Raw genomic sequence first — 18,814 nt, forward strand, 5'->3', positions numbered from 1 at the left:
ATAGACTATATATGGAAATGGAGGACAAATTATGAGAACAAGATGGAAAATGACTTGTTTAGCAACAGCAATGGTGTTTGGTGTGGCTTTTGGAATGCCAAATGGCTCAAAAGAGGTTATGACTAAGACAGTTTCAGCAGCGGAGGCAATGCAAGAAACATCGGAAAATCCAGTCACTTCATCTACGTGGAAGCAGGATGAAAAGGGATGGCAATATTTTGATGAGTCCGGAGAAGCATTGAGCAATGGTGAAAAAACGGTTGATGGAAAAACCTATTATTTTGATGAAAATGGATATTTAGCAACAGGATTTCATTATGTTGGTAAAGATGTTTGTTATTTTGATGAAAGTGGAGAAACACCAAAGGATGGTTTAGGGGTTAAAAATACATCATCTGGATGGAAGACTTTGAAAGGAAATGTATATTATTTTGAAAAAGGGAATATAGTTTCTGGATGGAAAACAATCGGGAAAAAGAAATTTTATTTTAATCGTTCTGAAGAACTTTCAAAAAGAGGAAGCCTTTTGACTGGATTCCAGAACATTGGGAAAAATACTTACTATTTTAAAGGAAGTGGAGCTTACGGAACAAAAGGAATGATGCTTACTGGATGGCAGACTTTGAATCAAAAACGGTATTATTTTTATTCTAATGGAGCTATGGCAAAAAGTACTTATATTCAAGGATACCAGGTGACATCTTCCGGTGCATTATCAAACAAAGCATTTGCGCTTCAGAAAAAAGTAAAAAGTGTTGTTGCGGCACAGACTAAAAAATGCAAGACAAAATCTGAAAAATTAAAAGCATGTTATATGTATGTAGTAAAGAGCTTTTCTTATAAGAGAAGTTATTCTTTTAAGAAAACAGATGATTGGGAAATGAATTATGCTTATACGATGCTGACAAAGAAAAAAGGAAATTGTTATAATTATGCATCAACTTTTTCTTTCCTTGCGAGAGAACTTGGATATAATTCCAAAACAATTACAGGAATGATCACAGCAGCAAGAGGTGGATTTACTCCACATAGCTGGGTAGAAATTAAGATGGGTAAGACGACTTATTTATTTGATACAGAAATGCAGCATGCAAAAGGTTATGATCTTTATAAAAAAACATATAAAAGTGTAAGTAAAAGACTGACATATAAGAAGTAGAGGAAATCATATGGTTTTTAGTTCATTAACGTTTATTAGTGTATTTTTGCCAGTTGTATTTCTACTTTATACATTTTTACCAGGGAAAAAATTAAAAAACAGTCTTCTTTTAATTGCTAGCTTATTATTTTATGCGTATGGAGAACCTGTTTATATCTTCTTAATGATTGGCAGTATTTTGTTAAATTATAGCCTTGGGATTTTGTGTGGAACAAAACAGTCAAAAGTTTCTGTTGTTCTTGCAGTGATCGTGAATCTTGGAATTCTTGGGGTTTTTAAATATGTAGGATTTATTGTGCAAAGTATCAATCAGATTTTTGGATCGGGATTTCATGTTCCACAAATCCGTCTTCCGATTGGAATTTCCTTTTTTACCTTTCAAGCATTATCTTATGTGATCGATGTATATAGGGGGCAAGTGCAGCCGCAGAAAAATTTTGGAAAATTAATGTTGTATATTTCATTTTTTCCACAGTTGATTGCAGGGCCAATTGTTAAATACCATGATATTGAGCAGCAATTAGATCAAAGAAAACAAAATCCGCAAGAAGTGGCACTTGGAATTCGCAGATTTGCAACAGGGCTTGGAAAAAAAGTCCTCATTGCCAACACGATGGCAACTGCGGCAGATGCAATTTTTTCGATGCAATCTGGAGAGATCAATTTTATGACAGCATGGCTTGGGGCTATTGCGTATCTGATGCAGATTTATTTTGATTTCAGTGGATACAGTGACATGGCGATTGGTCTTGGACATATGTTTGGATTTTGCTTCAAGGAAAATTTCAATTATCCATATGCTTCTGTAAGTATTCGTGATTTTTGGAGAAGATGGCATATTTCTTTATCAACCTGGTTTAAGGAATATCTGTATATCCCATTGGGAGGAAATCGAAAAGGAAAGGCCCGCACTTGTACCAATAAGATAATTGTATTTTTCTTTACTGGTTTATGGCATGGAGCTAACTGGACCTTTGTGATATGGGGATTATATCATGGATTCTTTCTACTTTTAGAAGAATACCTTCCAAAAATAAAAGTACCGAAAATTTTTAAGCATATTTATGCAATTGTGGTCGTATGTATTGGATTTGTAATTTTTCGTGCCGATCATATTGGACAGGCAGTTATGATGATTGGAAAAATGTTTACGGCAGGTAATTATAATCAACAAACAATGGCTCTTTTTTGGAGTCAAATGACACCATTATTTATTGTTGCATTGATCTTTGCAGCAATTTGTGCATTGCCGTTGAGACCATGGATTCAAGCGTTTTGTTGCAAACATGGGAAATGGGTTTATGGATATCAGGTTCTTGCGTTTGTCGGAAGTATTTTACTTCTTATTTTATCGATGTTAAATCTGGCAGGCGGAACCTACAATCCATTTATCTATTTTAGATTTTAGATTATGGGAAAGGAAGAAAAAATGAAAAAAAATCATTGGAATCTGATCTATATTACAATGGTATTATTCCTTTGTCTGCTTCCTTTTTTGTTCATTGGTGTTGCGGGAAAAGAACAGAGTGGAGAAAGTAAACGGATGACGCGAATGCCTAAAATATATGAAAAAGGAACATGGAAAAAAGACTATTTTAAAAACATGGGAAGCTGGTTTGAAGAAAATTTTGCATTTCGTCAGGAAATGGTTTCGGCAAATGCCAGAATTTTATCGGATATATTTGGAGTATCTGCAACAGAAAAAGTAGTTACAGGAACAGATGGTTGGCTATATTATTCATCTACATTAAATGACTATAAAGGGGAAAAAGTTTTATCTGATCGCGGCATTTTTAATATTGCAAGAACAGTTGCATTGATGCAAAAACGAGTAGAACAGGATGGAAAACATTTTGTCTTTACAGTACCGCCCAATAAAAATACACTGTATGACAAAAACATGCCATATTATGAGAAAAAAACAGGAACATCATCAAATCTTAAAAAATTGACAAAAGAATTAAAATCTCAGAAAGTAAACTATGTGGACCTTTATAAACTTTTTCATTCACAAAAAGAGGTGTTGTATTTAAAGAGAGATTCTCATTGGAATAATAAGGGGGCTGTTCTTGCATATAATGCCATCATGGATGCGGCAAAATGGCCACATAACCGGTATAAAAATGTAAAAGTGAAGGTTCGGAAAGATAATATTGGAGATCTGGCAAGAATGTTATATCCAAAGATGGTTAAACCGGAAAAAAATCAGTATTATCCACAAATTTTTCCTTATCATTACATAGGAAAGGGACAGGATGTTGAGGATTCAGATATCTCAACGATTAGTGAAAATGGAAGCGGTTCTCTTTTAATGTATCGAGATTCCTTCGGAAATACATTGCTTCCATTTATGGCAGGTGAATTTAGTAAGGCAAAATTCTCAAAACTTGTGCCATATTATCTGGATCAGGAAATAGAAGAATGTGATCCGGATGTTGTTGTAGTGGAAAAGGTGGAACGTCATTTAAATACCATGGGAATGCAGCCTCCAATGATGGAGTCTTTAAAAGTAAAAATGGGGAACCATGTGATCAAAAAACAAAGTTTTACAACCTTTCGGGAAGGAAAAATTGGCAATATGTATATGGCGATGGGACAACTGGACACCAGATATACTAGAAAAGATACCAGAATTTATTTAAAAATTACCGGAAAGAATAAAAAATCAAAGACCTATGAAGCCTTTCCGGTTTCTATGCAAAATAAGAAAAAATCTACGGATTATGGATATCAGCTGTATTTAAATGAAGAATCAGTGCCGTCAGGAAGTGTAAAGACAGAAATCCTATTGAAAAATGGAAAACAACTGTTAGCAGTAAAAACAGATCAAAGTGTATGGAAGAAATAAAGGAAGTGTGATCAGAAGTGAAAAAGAAATTTCTATGTCAGGTGATCGTGTTGTGCTTGGCCGTTTTAACTGGTTGTTCATGGCAAAGTGCCAACCAAACAAAAAAAGGAATTTTTTCTGGAAAAAAAGAGGCGGAATTTCGCACGATCGGAATTAAGGGAAAGAATGTGCGCTCCATTTATGTTTTAAATAGTACAGAAAATGAAATTAGGGGGATTCATTTTCGAGAAAGCGGGAAAAAATCTTGGGGGAAAAATCTTTTGACAAAAGGCGATAAAATTGCAAAAGATGAAAAGGTTCAAATATTTCCAGGAAAGGATAAGTCCTGGAAATATGTAGATGTTAAAATTAATTATAAAAAAAATAAAAATCAAGTTTTATCGAAGATTTTGATAGAAAAAGTAAAAAGTATCCGTATTTTTAAAACAAAAAAATATGCATATATAGAATATATGGATGCAAAGAAAAAAGATCTAGCAAGTACAAAAGAATTGGAAGAAAAAAGATGGGAAAAGGCGGAAAAAGAAAGAAAAGCAGAAGAAGCACGACGGGCAGAAGAAGCTAGAAGGTTACAAGAGGCAAGACAAGTCCAGGTGAGAAATGTGGAGAAATCACAGCCACAAAGTACGCAAAGTATACAAAGGACATACAGCACAACTGCTCGCCAAAGAACTTCCGTTTCTTATTCATCTACTTCATCTGCAAGTTCTTATCGACATCAATCTTCATCTCATAGGAGAAGGAATAATACAAATAATAATCAGTCAAAACGACATGAAGAAAACTGTGCGGATTCCGGAAGTGAAGGAACATATATTGATGATGGACATGGCGGATGGAAATGGAAGCCAAACAAATAAAATAATAAAAATACCTCTCGAACGAAATTCGAGAGGTATTTGTTTATTCTTCTACAGTAACTGTTTTCATGATTTGTGGTTCTAATGGTTTGTCAGAAAAATCGGTTGCTGTTTCTGCAATTTTATTTACAACATCCATTCCTTCAATGATTTTTCCAAAGGCTGCATACTGTCCATCTAAATGTGGAGCAGCTTTGTGCATAATGAAGAACTGAGAGCCTGCAGAATCAGGCATCATGGAACGAGCCATGGAAAGAACTCCAGGAGTATGTTTTAAATTATTGATGACACCATTTCCACTGAATTCTCCTTTAATTGTATGACCAGGACCTCCGGTACCGTCACCTTTTGGACAACCACCCTGGATCATAAATCCAGCAATAACACGATGGAAAGTAAGACCATCATAAAATCCATCTTTTACAAGATTTACAAAATTTTCTACTGTGATTGGTGCAATTTCCGGATATAGTTCTGCTTTCATTACATCACCATTTTCCATAGTAATGGTTACAATTGGATTTGCCATAATTCAAATTCCTTTCTATTTATGGATTAGTTTTTTCTGATTTGATTATAATAGAAAGAACATGAAATGTACAGGATAATAAAGAATCTGAATAAAATTTGACAAAAAGGGTGTTTTTTCTACGAAATACGAGTATAATGACAATAGCAAAAAGAGGGGTAATACAAGGTTATTGGGAGGAAAATATGGACTTATATTTGGATTTTGACAATAGTTCCAAACGAAGAAGAAGGAATTCAAGACGACGTAGACGGAGGAATTCAAAGAAACCGTTTATTATGGTAGCGGTTATTGTATTAATTGTTATCGTTGCGGCTGGTGCGTTTTTTGGAGTTCAGTATATTCAGAAAAAAGAGCAGGAAGCAAAGATAAGAAAACAGCAGAAACAGACGGTAACGGTTATGTTTCCAGAAGGATATTCCGTTGATATGATGGCAAAACGATTGGAAGATAAGGGAATTTTTAAAGCGTCTGATTTTATTGCGGCAGTAAAGAATACAGATCAGTATAAAAATTCATGGATTAAGGAGATACCAAATACCAATGGAATGAAGTATCGCCTGGAGGGATTCTTATATCCGGATACTTATAATATTTATAAGAATTCAAAACCATCGGATTTGGTTCAGAAAATGCTGGACAATTATGAAAAGAAATATAATCAATTAAGTCAGGGATACAAAGGCAAACATTCAAGGTTTGAGTTGACTGTTATGGCATCGATTATTGAAAGAGAAGCAAAAGTAGAAAAAGAGCGTCCAGTTATTGCTGGTGTCATTGAAAATCGTTTGAAGAAAAAAATGAAGCTTCAGATGTGTCCAACCGTTCTTTATGTAACAACCAATGGCTTATACAATGCAGAAAAGGTATATTATCGTAATCTGAAAGTAAAATCGCCGTATAATACTTATCAGAATAAGGGATTGCCGGTTGGTGCAATTTGTAATCCTGGAAGTTCTGCATTGAAAGCAGCTATGAATCCACAGAAGACGGATTATCTGTATTATGTTGCCAAGGGAGACAGTGAGGGAACACATATCTTTTCTAAGACTTATAAACAGCATGAAGATGCACGAATTATAAAAGATAAGAAGAAAAAGAAAACTTCTAAGGCTTCCAACAGCAAAAAACAGAACAAAACTAAAGATTCAAAGGCAAGCAGTACAAAGAAGAACGCAACGACAACTGCAAAGAAAGCAGGGACTAAAAAAAGCAAATCAACGGCAAGTACTGTAAAAACAAGCCAAAAGGCCAAAAAAACTGAAAAAAAGAAGAATTCCAAGAGCACAAAGACAAAAAAAGAGGAAAAAAATAAGAAAACAAAAAATTAAAGTTTTCTCACATTGTTATTTTTCTGACGTACTAAAAAAAATACCTAAAAAATGTGAAAAATCCCTTTAAAAAGTTGTGCAAATATTGTAAAATAAAGCTGTATACAGAGAGTATACAGCTTTGTTTATGTTTTAAGCAACTTATAAAGTTGTTATGATATTTCCTGTCTTCATGTTCCATATGAAAACAGGAATCAACAAATGTGTGATAAGCGTCATACAAGATTTTTTAGGAGGAAGAGAAACATGGCAAGAAAAATGAAAACCATGGATGGTAACACAGCCGCTGCTCACGTATCATATGCGTTTACAGAAACAGCCGCAATTTATCCAATTACACCATCCTCACCAATGGCAGAAGCAACAGATCAGTGGGCAACACAGGGAAAGAAAAATATTTTCGGACATCCTGTAAAATTAGTTGAAATGCAGTCTGAAGGTGGAGCAGCCGGAACAGTTCACGGTGCTTTAGCAGCTGGTGCATTAACAACTACTTACACAGCATCTCAGGGACTGTTATTAATGATCCCTAACATGTATAAAATTGCCGGTGAACAGATGCCTTGCGTATTCGATGTATCTGCTCGTGCAGTTGCATCTCACGCACTGAACATTTTCGGTGATCATTCTGATGTTTACGCTTGTCGTCAGACAGGTTTCGCAATGCTTTGCAGCTCTAGTGTTCAGGAAGTAATGGACTTAGGAGCAGTTGCTCATTTAGCAACTATCAAAGGAAGAGTTCCAGTATTACATTTCTTTGATGGATTCAGAACTTCTCATGAAATTCAGAAAATTGAAATGTGGGATTATGATGATCTTGCAGATATGGTTGATTATGATGCAATCAAGAAATTCAGAGAAGAAGCATTAAATCCAGAACATCCAGTTCTTCGTGGTTCAGCTCAGAACCCTGATATCTTCTTCCAGGCAAGAGAAGCAAGTAACTCAACTTACAACGCATTCCCAGCAATCGTTGAAGATTATATGAATCAGGTTAACGCTAAGATCGGAACAAATTATCAGTTATTCAACTACTATGGAGCTGAAGATGCTGAAAGCGTTATCATTGCTATGGGATCTGTTTGCGAAACAATCGATGAAACAATCGATTACTTAATGAAACAGGGAGAAAAAGTTGGTGTTGTTAAAGTTCGTCTTTACAGACCATTCGTTGCTGAAAAATTAGTTGAAGCAATCCCTGATACAGCAAAAGTTATCAACGTATTAGACAGATCTAAAGAGCCTGGAGCAAGAGAACCATTATACCTTGATGTTGTTAACGCATTAAGAGGAACAAAATTCGAAAGCTGCACAATCAACGGTGGACGTTATGGATTAGGTTCTAAAGATACTACACCAGCTGATATCATTGCAACATTCAAAAACGTTGACAAAAACGAATTCACATTATCTATCGTGGATGACGTTACAAACTTATCTCTTGAAAGAGGAGAAGCACCTGTTACAGCTCCAGATAGCATCGTAGCTTGTAAGTTCTGGGGACTTGGAGCAGACGGTACTGTTGGTGCTAACAAGAACTCTATCAAGATCATTGGTGACCATACAGATAAATATGCTCAGGCATACTTCGATTATGACTCTAAGAAATCCGGTGGTGTTACAATGTCCCACTTACGTTTCGGAGATGACCCAATCCAGTCTACATACCTGATCAATAAAGCAGACTTTGTAGCTTGCCACTGTGCACCATACTTAACAAAATACAATATGGTTCAGGACTTAAAAGACGGTGGAACATTCCTGTTAAACTGCAGCTGGACTCCAGAAGAAGTTGGAGAACATCTTCCAGGACAGGTAAAAGCTTACTTAGCTAAACATAACATTAAATTCTATATCATTGATGGTATCAAGATTGGTAAAGAAATCGGACTTGGTGGACGTATCAATACAGTCCTTCAGTCAGCATTCTTCAAATTATCAGGAATCATCCCTGAAGAAGATGCAATCAAATATATGAAAGATGCAGCAACAGCTTCTTACAGCAAGAAGGGTGATGCTATCGTTAAGATGAACCATGATGCTATCGACGCTGGTGCAAAAGCTATCGTTGAAGTACCAGTTCCAGCTGAATGGGCTAACGCTGAAACAGAAAGCTTATTCGTTGAAGCTAAAGGTGATAACAAACCACTTGTTGATTACATCAACAACGTACAGAACTATGTAAATGGACAGGAAGGTAACGCACTGAAAGTTAGCGATTTAGTACCTTATGTTGATGGACATATGCCTTTAGGTGCATCTGCATTTGAAAAACGTGGAGTTGCAGTAGACGTTCCTTCATGGAATCCAGATAACTGTATCCAGTGTAACTTCTGTGCATATGTATGTCCTCATGCAACAATCCGTCCAGTAGCTATGACTGAAGAAGAAGCAAAAGCAGCTCCAGCAGCTACAAAGACAGCTGACATGACAGGAATGCCAGGATATAAATTCGCTATGACAGTTACAGTTCTTGACTGTTTAGGATGCGGATCTTGTGTAAATATCTGCCCAGGTAAGAAGGGTGAAAAAGCTCTGACAATGCAGAACTTAGATACACAGAGAGATCAGCAGGAAGTTTATGACTATGGTCAGAAATTACCTAAGAAAGAAGATGTATTAGCTAAGTTTAAAGCTGATTCCGTTAAAGGAAGCCAGTTCAGACAGCCAATGCTTGAGTTCTCAGGAGCTTGTGCTGGTTGTGGTGAAACACCTTATGCTAAATTAATCACTCAGTTATTTGGTGAAAGAATGTACATTGCAAACGCAACTGGATGTTCTTCTATCTGGGGTGGATCTGCACCTGCAACACCATATACAACAAACTCTAGAGGACAGGGACCTGCATGGGCTAACTCACTGTTCGAAGACAACGCTGAGTTTGGTTTAGGTATGTTCACAGGACAGAATACATTAAGAGAACAGACAAAAGAAAAAGTTGTTGCATTAGCTGATTCTACAGATAACGCAGATGTAAAAGCAGCAGCAGCTGAATACTTAGACACATATACAGACGGAAGCAAGAACGGTGCAGCTACAGATAAATTAGTTGCAGCATTAGAAGCTTGTGGATGTGACGAAGCTAAAGAAATCCTTGAGAAGAAAGAATACTTATCTAAGAAATCTCAGTGGATCTTCGGTGGTGACGGATGGGCATACGACATCGGATTCGGTGGTGTTGACCATGTATTAGCATCTGGAGAAGATGTAAACGTATTCGTATTCGATACAGAAGTTTACTCTAACACAGGTGGACAGGCATCTAAATCTACAAACCTTGGTGCAATCGCTCAGTTCCAGGCAGCTGGTAAAGGAACTAAGAAGAAAGACCTTGCAGCAATCGCTATGAGCTATGGATATGTATATGTAGCACAGATCGCTATGGGTGCTGATTACAACCAGACTGTTAAAGCAATCGCTGAAGCAGAAGCTTATCCAGGACCATCATTAGTTATCGGATATGCTCCATGTATCAACCATGGTATCAAGGGTGGAATGAAGATCGCTCAGACAGAAGAAAAGAAAGCCGTTACATCTGGATATTGGAATCTGTTCAGATTCAACCCAGAATTAGCAGCTGAAGGAAAGAATCCATTCCACTTAGATTCTAAAGCTCCTACAACAGAATACGAAGACTTCATCATGGGAGAAGTTCGTTACAACGCTCTGTCTCGTCAGAATCCTGAAAGAGCTCAGAAACTGTTCGCAGAAGCTAAAGCAAATGCAGAAGCTAAGTACAACAGATTAAAAGAAATGTCTGATAGAAAATAATCTAGTCACTTAAAATAAGTGTAAAGATTCAATCAGAATATAAGTGCCGCCGTATCTATTATTATATAGATACGGCGGCATCTTTTTTATTTTATAAGAAATTTTAACGAAATCCCCTATGAAATAAAAAAGTCCTCCAGGCGGGATCTACGGCGGTAGAGGGAAATTTGTTGCTGAAGCGGCCCGCTACAGGCGGAGAATCCTGTTTTAAAAGATCCTTTTTTTGAATATAGCAGAGAACACTCGCAGTTTATCATGAGGTGTTATCTGCTATATTTATTGCTGGATAAAACGAAAGTTAAAATAATAAAGAAAACACCTGCAGTTATAAATAAACTGCATCATAAAATTTAAGAAGGAAGAAAGAGGACAATTTTATTTTGGCAAAAGGAACAAATTGGAGCTTGTATTTTAAAACATGGCGATAAAAATGTAAAAAGATGCCACCACATCAATGGTTGGTTTCATCATTGATGTGACGGCTCTAGATAATCATGTGGGATTTGAAAAGTGGCACCACGTTTTGAGATGCTATGAACAATGACGAAATGTTTTGTCGGTCATAATTCTTGCAAAGATAAGTCCGAGTGGCAGTGCCATAATGATTAACATAGCTTCTGTAAACCAGTAAGCTCCAGTGCTGATGGATGTAATTCCAATATTATAGATGGCTCTATATAAGTATAATCCTGGAACCATGATGACAATTGACGGTACAGTTAAGGAAATCCTTGGATATCCAACGGAGTTTTTTGTCAGGGAAGCAAGAAGTCCAGCTAGCAGTGCTCCGCAGAAAGCTGCAGCTGCAGGGGGAAACATGGCTAAATCAACAAGTTCTAATCGAGTGGTATTTGCGATGGCTCCAATCACACCAGCAGTTGCTGCAAGTCGATAAGGACTGTTAAACATAATAGAGAAGCCAAAAACCCCAAAAAAGCTTGCAATCAAACGGAATAATATTTGTTGACTGACATTTAATCCAAGCGGGAGAAAGTCCATTGGTTTTAAATGAAGCACTAATGCAAGGATCCATGCTGCCAGTGTAGCGACGGCAATAATGATAATTGCATAGGTTAGACGTTCTAGACCAGATCTCATATCTAGTTTTGCAAGGTCGATTCCACTTGTAATAAATGGAAATCCTGGAATGATAAATAGCATTGAGCAAATATATCCTGCCTGATGATGAGTCGATACAGAAAAGCAATGTTCTAAACCAGTCAAAGCAAGAGTATATACGATACAAGCAAAGGCAACACTAACAGCTGTACAAAGGAATAGAGTAAGATGATGTTTATTCATTTTCGCTCTTAGACAATTTCCAGCACCTGCACCAAAGAAAGTACATAACATTTCGATTGGTCCCCCTCCAAGGAGAAATGTAAAAGCGCTGCAGGCAATCGCAGCTGCAATACCAAGTGCCGCCGGTGAGTAGAATCCATGAATTTCATGGATATGATCTAGTTGAGAATGTAATTCATCACCAGACATTTTTGTACAATTTTCAGCAAAGTGATTTACAAAGCGTTCCATACGAAATAGTTTAGATGTATTAACACTGGTATTAAAAAGGCAGAGCGATTGCGTATAGCATTCACCGCCATCAATACAGGTATATTCAATAGAAAGAAGTCCGATGTCTGCTGTGCAGGTAATGCCAAGTTCACGAGCAAGAGTGTTCATGGAACTTCGAACTCTCCAGGCTCCAGTTCCACAAGACAAAAGCATAATACCAGTACGACCGATGACAGATGCCTTTTCACTTAAAGAAGCCTCGGTGATTGGATGTCCGATACTTTTTTTTGTATAATCGTGCCATGGTATTTCCATATGGTTATGAAGTTCTTGTTCAGGTAGACTCATTGTAATTACACCTCTTTATTCATAATAATTTCAATCATTTTTTGATCAGCGACACTGACAGGTTTCGATGTATCAGTAATAAGACAAATTTCCCTTTGATCCATAGGTTCTTCTACTGGAATTTTTATAATCTCATTCCGAAGGATTGAATCTTTTGCCATTTCTTCTGGACAAAATCCAAGACCAAGATCATGCTGTACAAGAGAAAGCACTTGATTCGTTGTTGCAGCCTCCATATCTGGTGAGAAGATTAGATGGTTATCATAAAAATATTTTTCATAGAAATTTCTTGTTGCTGTATGATTCATCAAGGAAATGAAAGGAAAATCCTGAAGATCACGTAGTCTTTTAGGGGAAGAGGCTATTTCTTGAAAAGAAGGTCCTCCGATTAAAATTTCGTGAAAAGAGCAAAGAACCTGTTTTTGTAAAGGCTTGTTGCAGGAAACAGGACCTGTGATAACAGCAAAGTTAACAAGACCTTTTTGTAAAGCTTCCATTGCCTGATAGGTGGAATGATTAGAAATTTTTAGCTTAATATGTGGATAAGTTTTATGAAACTTTTCAAGCTTTGGAAGTAGCCATAAATGAAGTGCTGTTTCACTAACTCCGATCGAAACAGTGCCTGATTTTAAATTTTTCTTTTCATTTAATTCTTCATTTCCGGAAGCAATATGTTTGATAGCGATTGCTACATGTTCCATGAGCTGTTCACCTTCGGGTGTCAGTTGGATACCGCGATGGGAGCGAATAAAAAGTTTACAACCAAGTTCGTTTTCCATAATATTCATACATCGTGTAATATTTGGCTGGTTGTTATTGAGAGCTTTTGCCGCTCTGGAAAAACTTTTATATTTAGCTACATAATAAAAAATACGATAATAATCAAAAGGCATTTGTGTTTATCTCCCTATATAAAATTAATATATGCAATATATGATTTATATATTTTACATATCTTTACTCCTAAAGTATAATACAGTTGATAAAAAAGTCAAGAAAAGAAAGGAAATGGTCAGAATGGGTACAATTTTTCCAAGAGAAGAGAAGGCAGAGCAGATTTTTCAGAAAATATTGGAAAACCCGTATGCCTGCGAGCGTTTACAGGATTTATTTTTTGAAGCACTTTCGAATACAGGAGATGGAAATCTGACAGAAAAAGGATTTGCATCTGTATTGTTTCAGGCGTATCAGAATAGAGATATGTCGGCTTTTTTAATGGCAATTTGTGAAAATAGTATGTTTGATTTACTTAGGAATTCCTTCCTGATACCAATTCGGTTTCATGACAAAAGCGTAACGAATCCAGTGAGATTAACAGATCAACAGGGGGAACGATTACGGTCATGTCAAATTGAAGTAACTTCAAAGCAATATAAAATGTTTCGACAGATATTTGATCATGCGGATACAATACCAGATTATCAAATTTGTTTGGCTTATGGTTTCCGTGAGAAACATTGTTATAGTGGAAAGCAAGAAGGTGAAATTCAGACAATCAAAATTGGGGAACATGTCGGAGTTCTTTTGCTGTTCGGTATTCCAGAAACAGTAAAAGAAAAAATGAATGATAATGAAGTTTACAGTATTGTATGGGATTTCATGATGAAACTGGAAGAAATTCTTCCAAGGGCATTTATGTACTATGGAACAATGGATGAAAATAAGATGGAGCATCAGACGAGCCAGATTGGAATTTTTCTCCCGTTCCGACACTTTGAACATCAATTAGAGAAGAACGTAGAACAAGCCAATGGTATCGGTCTTGGCTGCAGAGAAAAAATTTTATCAATGATGAATTGATACGAAACATGAAAAGAAACATTGCACAAAGAATGTGTAGTGTTTCTTTTTTTTATTATTTGCAAGATCTGCTTGACAATTAGGAAAAAACATACTATTATCTTATTGTATTAATCAAGTAATACAATAATACAAAATAAGGAAGGGAAGGAATATGAAATGGTATATAGATGGGGAACGGCCAATTTGGATTCAGCTTAAAGAACAGTTGACCAAACAGATTGTTTCCGGGAATTACCAATGTGGAGATCGACTGCCAAGTGTTCGGGAACTAGCATCAGAGGCCGGGGTAAATCCAAATACAATGCAGAGAGCCTTGGCATCTTTGGATCAAGATGGATTGACAATGACAAGTCGTACGGCTGGAAGAAGCGTAACAGACGATGAGGAGAGGATTGAACAGTGCAGACAGGAAGTTGCACATAGAATTGTAAAACAATATGTAAAAGATATTAGCGAACTTGGGTATACGAAAGAGGAGGCCATCGAGCTGATAAGGAAAGGGAATGAGAGATGAAGGATTTGATACAATGCATAAATTTGGGAAAGAGTTATGGAAGTAAAGAGGCACTTTGTGGAGTGAATCTTGAAATTGGAACCGGAAGAATTATAGGGCTTCTTGGTCCCAATGGTTCTGGTAAGACAACGTTGATTAAATTAATCAATGGACTTTTAACACCGACAGGCGGAGAAGTACTTGTCGATGGTAAAAGACCAGGAATTGATAGCAAAAAGATGATTAGTTATTTACCGGATAAAATGTATTTTGCAGATTGGATGAAGGTCTCTGATTTGTTGGATTTCTTTACAGATTTTTATGAAGATTTTGATCGCACACAGGCAGAAAAAATGTTTGATACTCTTGGTATCCATGAATCAAGTAAAATCACAAAACTTTCTAAAGGAACAAAGGAAAAAGTACAATTGGTTCTTGTAATGAGTCGGAAGGCAAAGCTTTATTTACTGGATGAACCGATTGCAGGTGTAGATCCAGCAGCCAGAGATTTTATTTTGGACACGATTTTAAATAGTTACAATGAGGAAGGGACGGTTCTTATTTCTACACATCTGATAGCAGATATTGAAAAAATTATGGACGAAGTTATCTTTATAAAGGAAGGGCGTATTTTAAAACATGCGTCTGCCGATGATCTAAGAGAAGAAAGCGGAAAGTCTATTGATGCATTGTTCCGTGAGATGTTTCATTCAGATGTTTACAAGGGGAGGAAAGCATAATGTTTGGAAAACTGATGAAGTATGATATAAAAGCACTTGGAAAGATTATCTTTCCTCTATGGGGTGCGCTGCTGATTCTTGGATTTATTTTTAGTCTTGGAATAAGATTTGACTTGACAGTTGCAAGTTCAATTGCAGTTTTTTCATTAATTGCGATCATTGGGGTTATCGCTGCTATTTTTACAATAGGGATTATTATTGTCATCCAAAGATTTTGGAAGGGGCTTTTAAAACAGGAAGGATATTTAATGTTTACTTTGCCAGTTTCTGTCAGAAGCTTGATTTTATCAAAACTTTTTAGCGCACTGCTTATTAGCTTTGGAACAGTCGTTGTAATTGTGCTGCTTGGTATTGAAGTTATGATAATATCTCCAGCGAATGTATTCATTTTTGATTATATAAAGCAGATTCACATTGAAATGCTTCAAGTAAAATATGCAGCTTTTAGTATTGGATATGCGGTTATATTAATACTTTTGGCAATGATAGCGAATATTTATCATCTTTATGCGGCAATGACGCTTGGACAATTAAGTAATAAAAATAGATTTTTGTTTGCTTTTGCTTCCTATATTATATTGGCGATTATTTTTTCAGTCGTTGATTATCTGATGTTAAACATAATTCCTGATTTATCAAATTTAGCAGGAGGAACAGGAAGTTCTATTTTTAAATATATTCTCGAAATTATAGCCTTTCATATTGTTACAGAGACGGTGTTGACAAGAAGACTGAATCTTGAATAGTAATAAAAGGAATCCAGGGAAATAATTTACAAATTTCTCTGGATTTTTGTATTAGAACAAAAACAAAATCGTGTTATAGGAAAAAAATCGCTTCAAATAAACGAATATTTTACATAGATTTAACATTACAAAGGTAAAAAATCATGTAAAATAAAGTTGTTGTAAATTCTAGATAAAGAATAAGTTAAATACAGAAGGAGAAAAGAGAAGTGAGTAGTACAAATATTTTAGGATTATTGGGAGGTCTTGCTTTATTCCTGTATGGTATGCAGATGATGAGTGCCGGTCTGGAATCAGTTGCAGGAAATAAAATGAAAAGCATTCTTGAAAAACTGACCTCAAATCGTTTCCTTGGAATTATTGTAGGTGCGATTATCACAGCAGTAATCCAGTCATCATCGGCAACAACGGTTATGGTTGTTGGTTTTGTAAATTCAGGAATGATGACATTAAATCAGGCGGTATGGATTATTATGGGTGCCAACATTGGTACCACAATTACAGGACAGTTGATTGCACTGGATGTTGGAGCAATTGCACCATTGATTGCATTTATTGGTGTTGCCCTTGTTATGTTTGCAAAAAATCAGAGGGTACAGTACATTGGAGAAATTGTTGCAGGACTTGGTATTTTGTTTGTTGGAATGAATATGATGAGCAGTTCCATGATTCCACTTCGTGATTATCCACCATTTGTTAATTTGATGACAAGATTCTCAAATCCACTGATTGGAATTATTGCAGGTATGATATTCACAGCAGTTATTCAGTCATCTTCTGCATCTGTTGGTATTTTACAGGCATTGGCATTAAGTGGGGTTATCAGTTTTCATGATGCAGCCTTTGTATTATTTGGACAGAATATCGGAACATGTATTACAGCAATTCTTGCATCCATTGGAACAGAGAGAAGTGCAAAACGTACAACCATCATTCATTTAAGCTTTAATATTATTGGAACCATTTTATTTACAGTTGTATGTTTAATTTTCCCATTGACTGATGTTGTAGCAAAATTTAGCGGAACAAGCATTACAAGACAGATTGCAAATATGCATACATTATTTAATATTACAACTTCCGTCTTATTGATTCCGTTTGGAAATTATTTAGCCAAATTTGCAACGTTTGTTCTTCCTGAAAAGGCAAGTGAAAAAGAACATCATCAGCATTTGAAATATATTAAATCCGTAGATACAAGTGTGGATGCTAACTTTGGTACATCTGCAATCAACATGGAAAATCTTCATAATGAAATCGAGAGAATGTTGAATATGGCTAAGGTAAATGTGGAAGCCAGTTTCCAGGCTTTTCTTGCGGGAAAGAGTACCACACTTGCAGATGTTGAAAAACGAGAAGATTACATTGATTATTTAAATAAGGAAATATCTAGAGCTGCTGCAAAAATGATGGTACATGAGACAAACGAAAAGGCATCGAAGAATATTCGTTCTTATCTTGATATGACGACCAATATTGAACGAATTGGAGATCACGCAGTAAATATTTGTGATTATACAAAGCGAATTGAGGAAAATCACATTGAATTTTCAGAAGTATCTAGAAAAGAAATGCAACAGATGCGGCAGATTTGTGAAAAGATGTTTGAGGTAGTGAATAAAAAGCCAGAAGAAGATACACAGAAATGGTTAGATGATGTTCATAATTCTGAAAACTATATTGACAAGAAGACAGAAGAATTTTATCAGAATCATTTGGATCGAATTCAAAGAGGAGAATGTAATGATGAAGCTTGTATCATTTTCTCTGAAATGTTAACAGATTTTGAACGAATTGGTGATCATACATGGAATGTAGCTCAGCAGATGGCAAAAATCATTGAGCGAGGAAAATAAGGATAAAATATAAAACGTAGGATGTTTTTCATCCTGCGTTTTTTGTTTTTTGGCCTGGGATATATTTGAATACAGAGTGCTTTCAGCACTGGACGAGTTTTGCCTGATAAGGTATAATATAAAAAGTGTTTTGGGTTCTTGGAAGGAGAAAAAAAGAATGGATTATATTTTATCCCCGTCGATTTTATCGGCGGATTTTGCGAAACTTGGTGATGATGTGAAGCAAGCCGCGGATGCTGGTGCAGAATGGATCCATATTGATGTTATGGATGGCTCTTTTGTGCCGAATATTTCCTTTGGATTTCCAGTAATTAAGGCAATTCGTGGTGTGACAGACAAGGTGTTTGATGTACATTTAATGGTGGATGAACCAGGAAAATTTATTGAAGAGTTTGCTCAGTGTGGTGCGGATCTGATTACAATTCATGCAGAAGCAACAAAACATTTACATCGTGCAATTCAGCAGGTCAAGGCTGCTGGATGTAAAGTTGGAGTATCTTTAAATCCGGCAACGCCATTAGATGTCTTGGACTATATAATAGAAGAAATCGATTTAGTTTTGGTCATGACCGTAAATCCTGGATTTGGCGGACAGGCTTATATCGATGCAATGGATGAAAAAATCCGTAATTTACGTAAAATGATCACAGATCGTGGATTGGATGTTGATATTGAAGTAGATGGCGGCGTAAAAGAAAATAATATTGCACATATTAAAGAATGTGGAGCCAATATTTTCGTTGCAGGATCTGCAGTATTTAATGGAGATATCCAAACAAATGTAAAAAATCTTTTAAAAGCAATGGAGGAATAAA

General features: G+C 36.1%; 15 protein-coding genes. 12 read left to right on the top strand and 3 right to left on the bottom strand.

Annotated features, from left to right (window positions below; genetic code table 11):
- The first annotated feature begins 31 nt into the window (after positions 1 to 31).
- Genes KQI71_RS03820 through KQI71_RS03835 form a run of 4 tightly spaced genes read left to right on the top strand, consistent with a single transcriptional unit; the run spans position 32 to position 4,867 of the window.
- Positions 32 to 1,159: a transglutaminase domain-containing protein gene (locus tag KQI71_RS03820; protein WP_216434256.1), complete on the top strand. Its 1,128-nt coding sequence runs from the start codon at positions 32 to 34 to the stop codon at positions 1,157 to 1,159.
- 10 nt (positions 1,160 to 1,169) lie between these two features.
- The gene (locus KQI71_RS03825) at positions 1,170 to 2,567 is read left to right on the top strand and encodes an MBOAT family O-acyltransferase (protein ID WP_216434259.1); all 1,398 of its coding nucleotides are present in this window, start codon (positions 1,170 to 1,172) and stop codon (positions 2,565 to 2,567) included.
- Positions 2,568 to 2,588: 21 nt separating this feature from the next.
- Positions 2,589 to 4,007 carry an alginate O-acetyltransferase AlgX-related protein gene (locus KQI71_RS03830; protein ID WP_216434261.1) on the top strand — a complete coding sequence of 473 codons (1,419 nt, stop codon included), beginning with the start codon at positions 2,589 to 2,591 and terminating at the stop codon, positions 4,005 to 4,007.
- A gap of 17 nt (positions 4,008 to 4,024) precedes the next feature.
- Entirely contained in the window at positions 4,025 to 4,867 is an 843-nt protein-coding gene (locus tag KQI71_RS03835; protein WP_216434263.1) for a hypothetical protein, read from the top strand.
- A gap of 43 nt (positions 4,868 to 4,910) precedes the next feature.
- Here KQI71_RS03835 and KQI71_RS03840 read toward each other — a convergent pair whose 3' ends face one another.
- Positions 4,911 to 5,396, bottom strand: coding sequence for a peptidylprolyl isomerase (locus KQI71_RS03840; protein ID WP_216434265.1), 486 nt, complete (start codon positions 5,394 to 5,396; stop codon positions 4,911 to 4,913).
- Between the two features lie 185 nt (positions 5,397 to 5,581).
- Between KQI71_RS03840 and mltG the strand changes: the two genes are divergently transcribed.
- Together mltG and nifJ are read left to right on the top strand one after the other, a co-directional pair.
- Positions 5,582 to 6,727, top strand: coding sequence for an endolytic transglycosylase MltG (gene mltG / locus KQI71_RS03845; RefSeq protein WP_216434267.1), 1,146 nt, complete (start codon positions 5,582 to 5,584; stop codon positions 6,725 to 6,727).
- A 246-nt stretch (positions 6,728 to 6,973) separates the two neighbouring features.
- The gene (gene nifJ, locus KQI71_RS03850) at positions 6,974 to 10,498 is read left to right on the top strand and encodes a pyruvate:ferredoxin (flavodoxin) oxidoreductase (RefSeq protein WP_216434269.1); all 3,525 of its coding nucleotides are present in this window, start codon (positions 6,974 to 6,976) and stop codon (positions 10,496 to 10,498) included.
- A 531-nt stretch (positions 10,499 to 11,029) separates the two neighbouring features.
- Here the strand turns inward: nifJ and KQI71_RS03855 are convergent.
- Positions 11,030 to 12,361 carry a threonine/serine ThrE exporter family protein gene (locus KQI71_RS03855; protein WP_216434272.1) on the bottom strand — a complete coding sequence of 444 codons (1,332 nt, stop codon included), beginning with the start codon at positions 12,359 to 12,361 and terminating at the stop codon, positions 11,030 to 11,032.
- Positions 12,362 to 12,366: 5 nt separating this feature from the next.
- Positions 12,367 to 13,254 carry a LysR family transcriptional regulator gene (locus KQI71_RS03860; RefSeq protein ID WP_216434275.1) on the bottom strand — a complete coding sequence of 296 codons (888 nt, stop codon included), beginning with the start codon at positions 13,252 to 13,254 and terminating at the stop codon, positions 12,367 to 12,369.
- A gap of 124 nt (positions 13,255 to 13,378) precedes the next feature.
- On the opposite strand from KQI71_RS03860, the gene KQI71_RS03865 reads away from it, so the two are divergent.
- The 6 genes from KQI71_RS03865 to rpe all read left to right on the top strand — a co-directional run bounded on the left by KQI71_RS03865 (position 13,379) and on the right by rpe (position 18,813).
- On the top strand, positions 13,379 to 14,161 hold the full coding sequence (locus KQI71_RS03865) for a DUF4866 domain-containing protein (protein WP_253287918.1): 783 nt from the start codon (positions 13,379 to 13,381) through the stop codon (positions 14,159 to 14,161).
- A gap of 154 nt (positions 14,162 to 14,315) precedes the next feature.
- Positions 14,316 to 14,678 carry a GntR family transcriptional regulator gene (locus tag KQI71_RS03870; RefSeq protein WP_216434278.1) on the top strand — a complete coding sequence of 121 codons (363 nt, stop codon included), beginning with the start codon at positions 14,316 to 14,318 and terminating at the stop codon, positions 14,676 to 14,678.
- Complete coding sequence (locus KQI71_RS03875; protein ID WP_216434280.1) at positions 14,675 to 15,397, top strand: ABC transporter ATP-binding protein; 723 nt, start codon at positions 14,675 to 14,677, stop codon at positions 15,395 to 15,397. The genes KQI71_RS03870 and KQI71_RS03875 overlap by 4 nt, the downstream gene beginning before the upstream one ends.
- A complete protein-coding gene (locus KQI71_RS03880; protein ID WP_216434282.1) occupies positions 15,397 to 16,143 on the top strand; it encodes a hypothetical protein in 747 nt (248 codons plus the stop codon). The genes KQI71_RS03875 and KQI71_RS03880 overlap by 1 nt, the downstream gene beginning before the upstream one ends.
- A 209-nt stretch (positions 16,144 to 16,352) precedes the next feature.
- Complete coding sequence (locus KQI71_RS03885) at positions 16,353 to 17,999, top strand: Na/Pi cotransporter family protein (RefSeq protein WP_216434284.1); 1,647 nt, start codon at positions 16,353 to 16,355, stop codon at positions 17,997 to 17,999.
- Positions 18,000 to 18,156: 157 nt separating this feature from the next.
- Positions 18,157 to 18,813, top strand: coding sequence for a ribulose-phosphate 3-epimerase (gene rpe / locus KQI71_RS03890; RefSeq protein ID WP_216434285.1), 657 nt, complete (start codon positions 18,157 to 18,159; stop codon positions 18,811 to 18,813).
- Position 18,814 lies beyond the last annotated feature (1 nt).

It is taken from the genome of Anaerostipes sp. MSJ-23, from assembly GCF_018918155.1.
GTDB lineage: Bacteria > Bacillota > Clostridia > Lachnospirales > Lachnospiraceae > Anaerostipes.

Bases quoted from the DNA above. Each gene is read 5' to 3' on its own strand.
- KQI71_RS03820 (WP_216434256.1), top strand. From the start codon at position 32: ATGAGAACAAGATGGAAAATGACTTGTTTAGCAACAGCAATGGTGTTT.
- rpe (WP_216434285.1), top strand. From the start codon at position 18,157: ATGGATTATATTTTATCCCCGTCGATTTTATCGGCGGATTTTGCGAAA.
- KQI71_RS03865 (WP_253287918.1), top strand. From the start codon at position 13,379: ATGGGTACAATTTTTCCAAGAGAAGAGAAGGCAGAGCAGATTTTTCAG.
- KQI71_RS03855 (WP_216434272.1), bottom strand. From the start codon at position 12,361: ATGAGTCTACCTGAACAAGAACTTCATAACCATATGGAAATACCATGG.
- KQI71_RS03830 (WP_216434261.1), top strand. From the start codon at position 2,589: ATGAAAAAAAATCATTGGAATCTGATCTATATTACAATGGTATTATTC.
- KQI71_RS03860 (WP_216434275.1), bottom strand. From the start codon at position 13,254: ATGCCTTTTGATTATTATCGTATTTTTTATTATGTAGCTAAATATAAA.
- nifJ (WP_216434269.1), top strand. From the start codon at position 6,974: ATGGCAAGAAAAATGAAAACCATGGATGGTAACACAGCCGCTGCTCAC.
- KQI71_RS03825 (WP_216434259.1), top strand. From the start codon at position 1,170: ATGGTTTTTAGTTCATTAACGTTTATTAGTGTATTTTTGCCAGTTGTA.
- KQI71_RS03870 (WP_216434278.1), top strand. From the start codon at position 14,316: ATGAAATGGTATATAGATGGGGAACGGCCAATTTGGATTCAGCTTAAA.
- KQI71_RS03875 (WP_216434280.1), top strand. From the start codon at position 14,675: ATGAAGGATTTGATACAATGCATAAATTTGGGAAAGAGTTATGGAAGT.
- mltG (WP_216434267.1), top strand. From the start codon at position 5,582: ATGGACTTATATTTGGATTTTGACAATAGTTCCAAACGAAGAAGAAGG.
- KQI71_RS03880 (WP_216434282.1), top strand. From the start codon at position 15,397: ATGTTTGGAAAACTGATGAAGTATGATATAAAAGCACTTGGAAAGATT.
- KQI71_RS03840 (WP_216434265.1), bottom strand. From the start codon at position 5,396: ATGGCAAATCCAATTGTAACCATTACTATGGAAAATGGTGATGTAATG.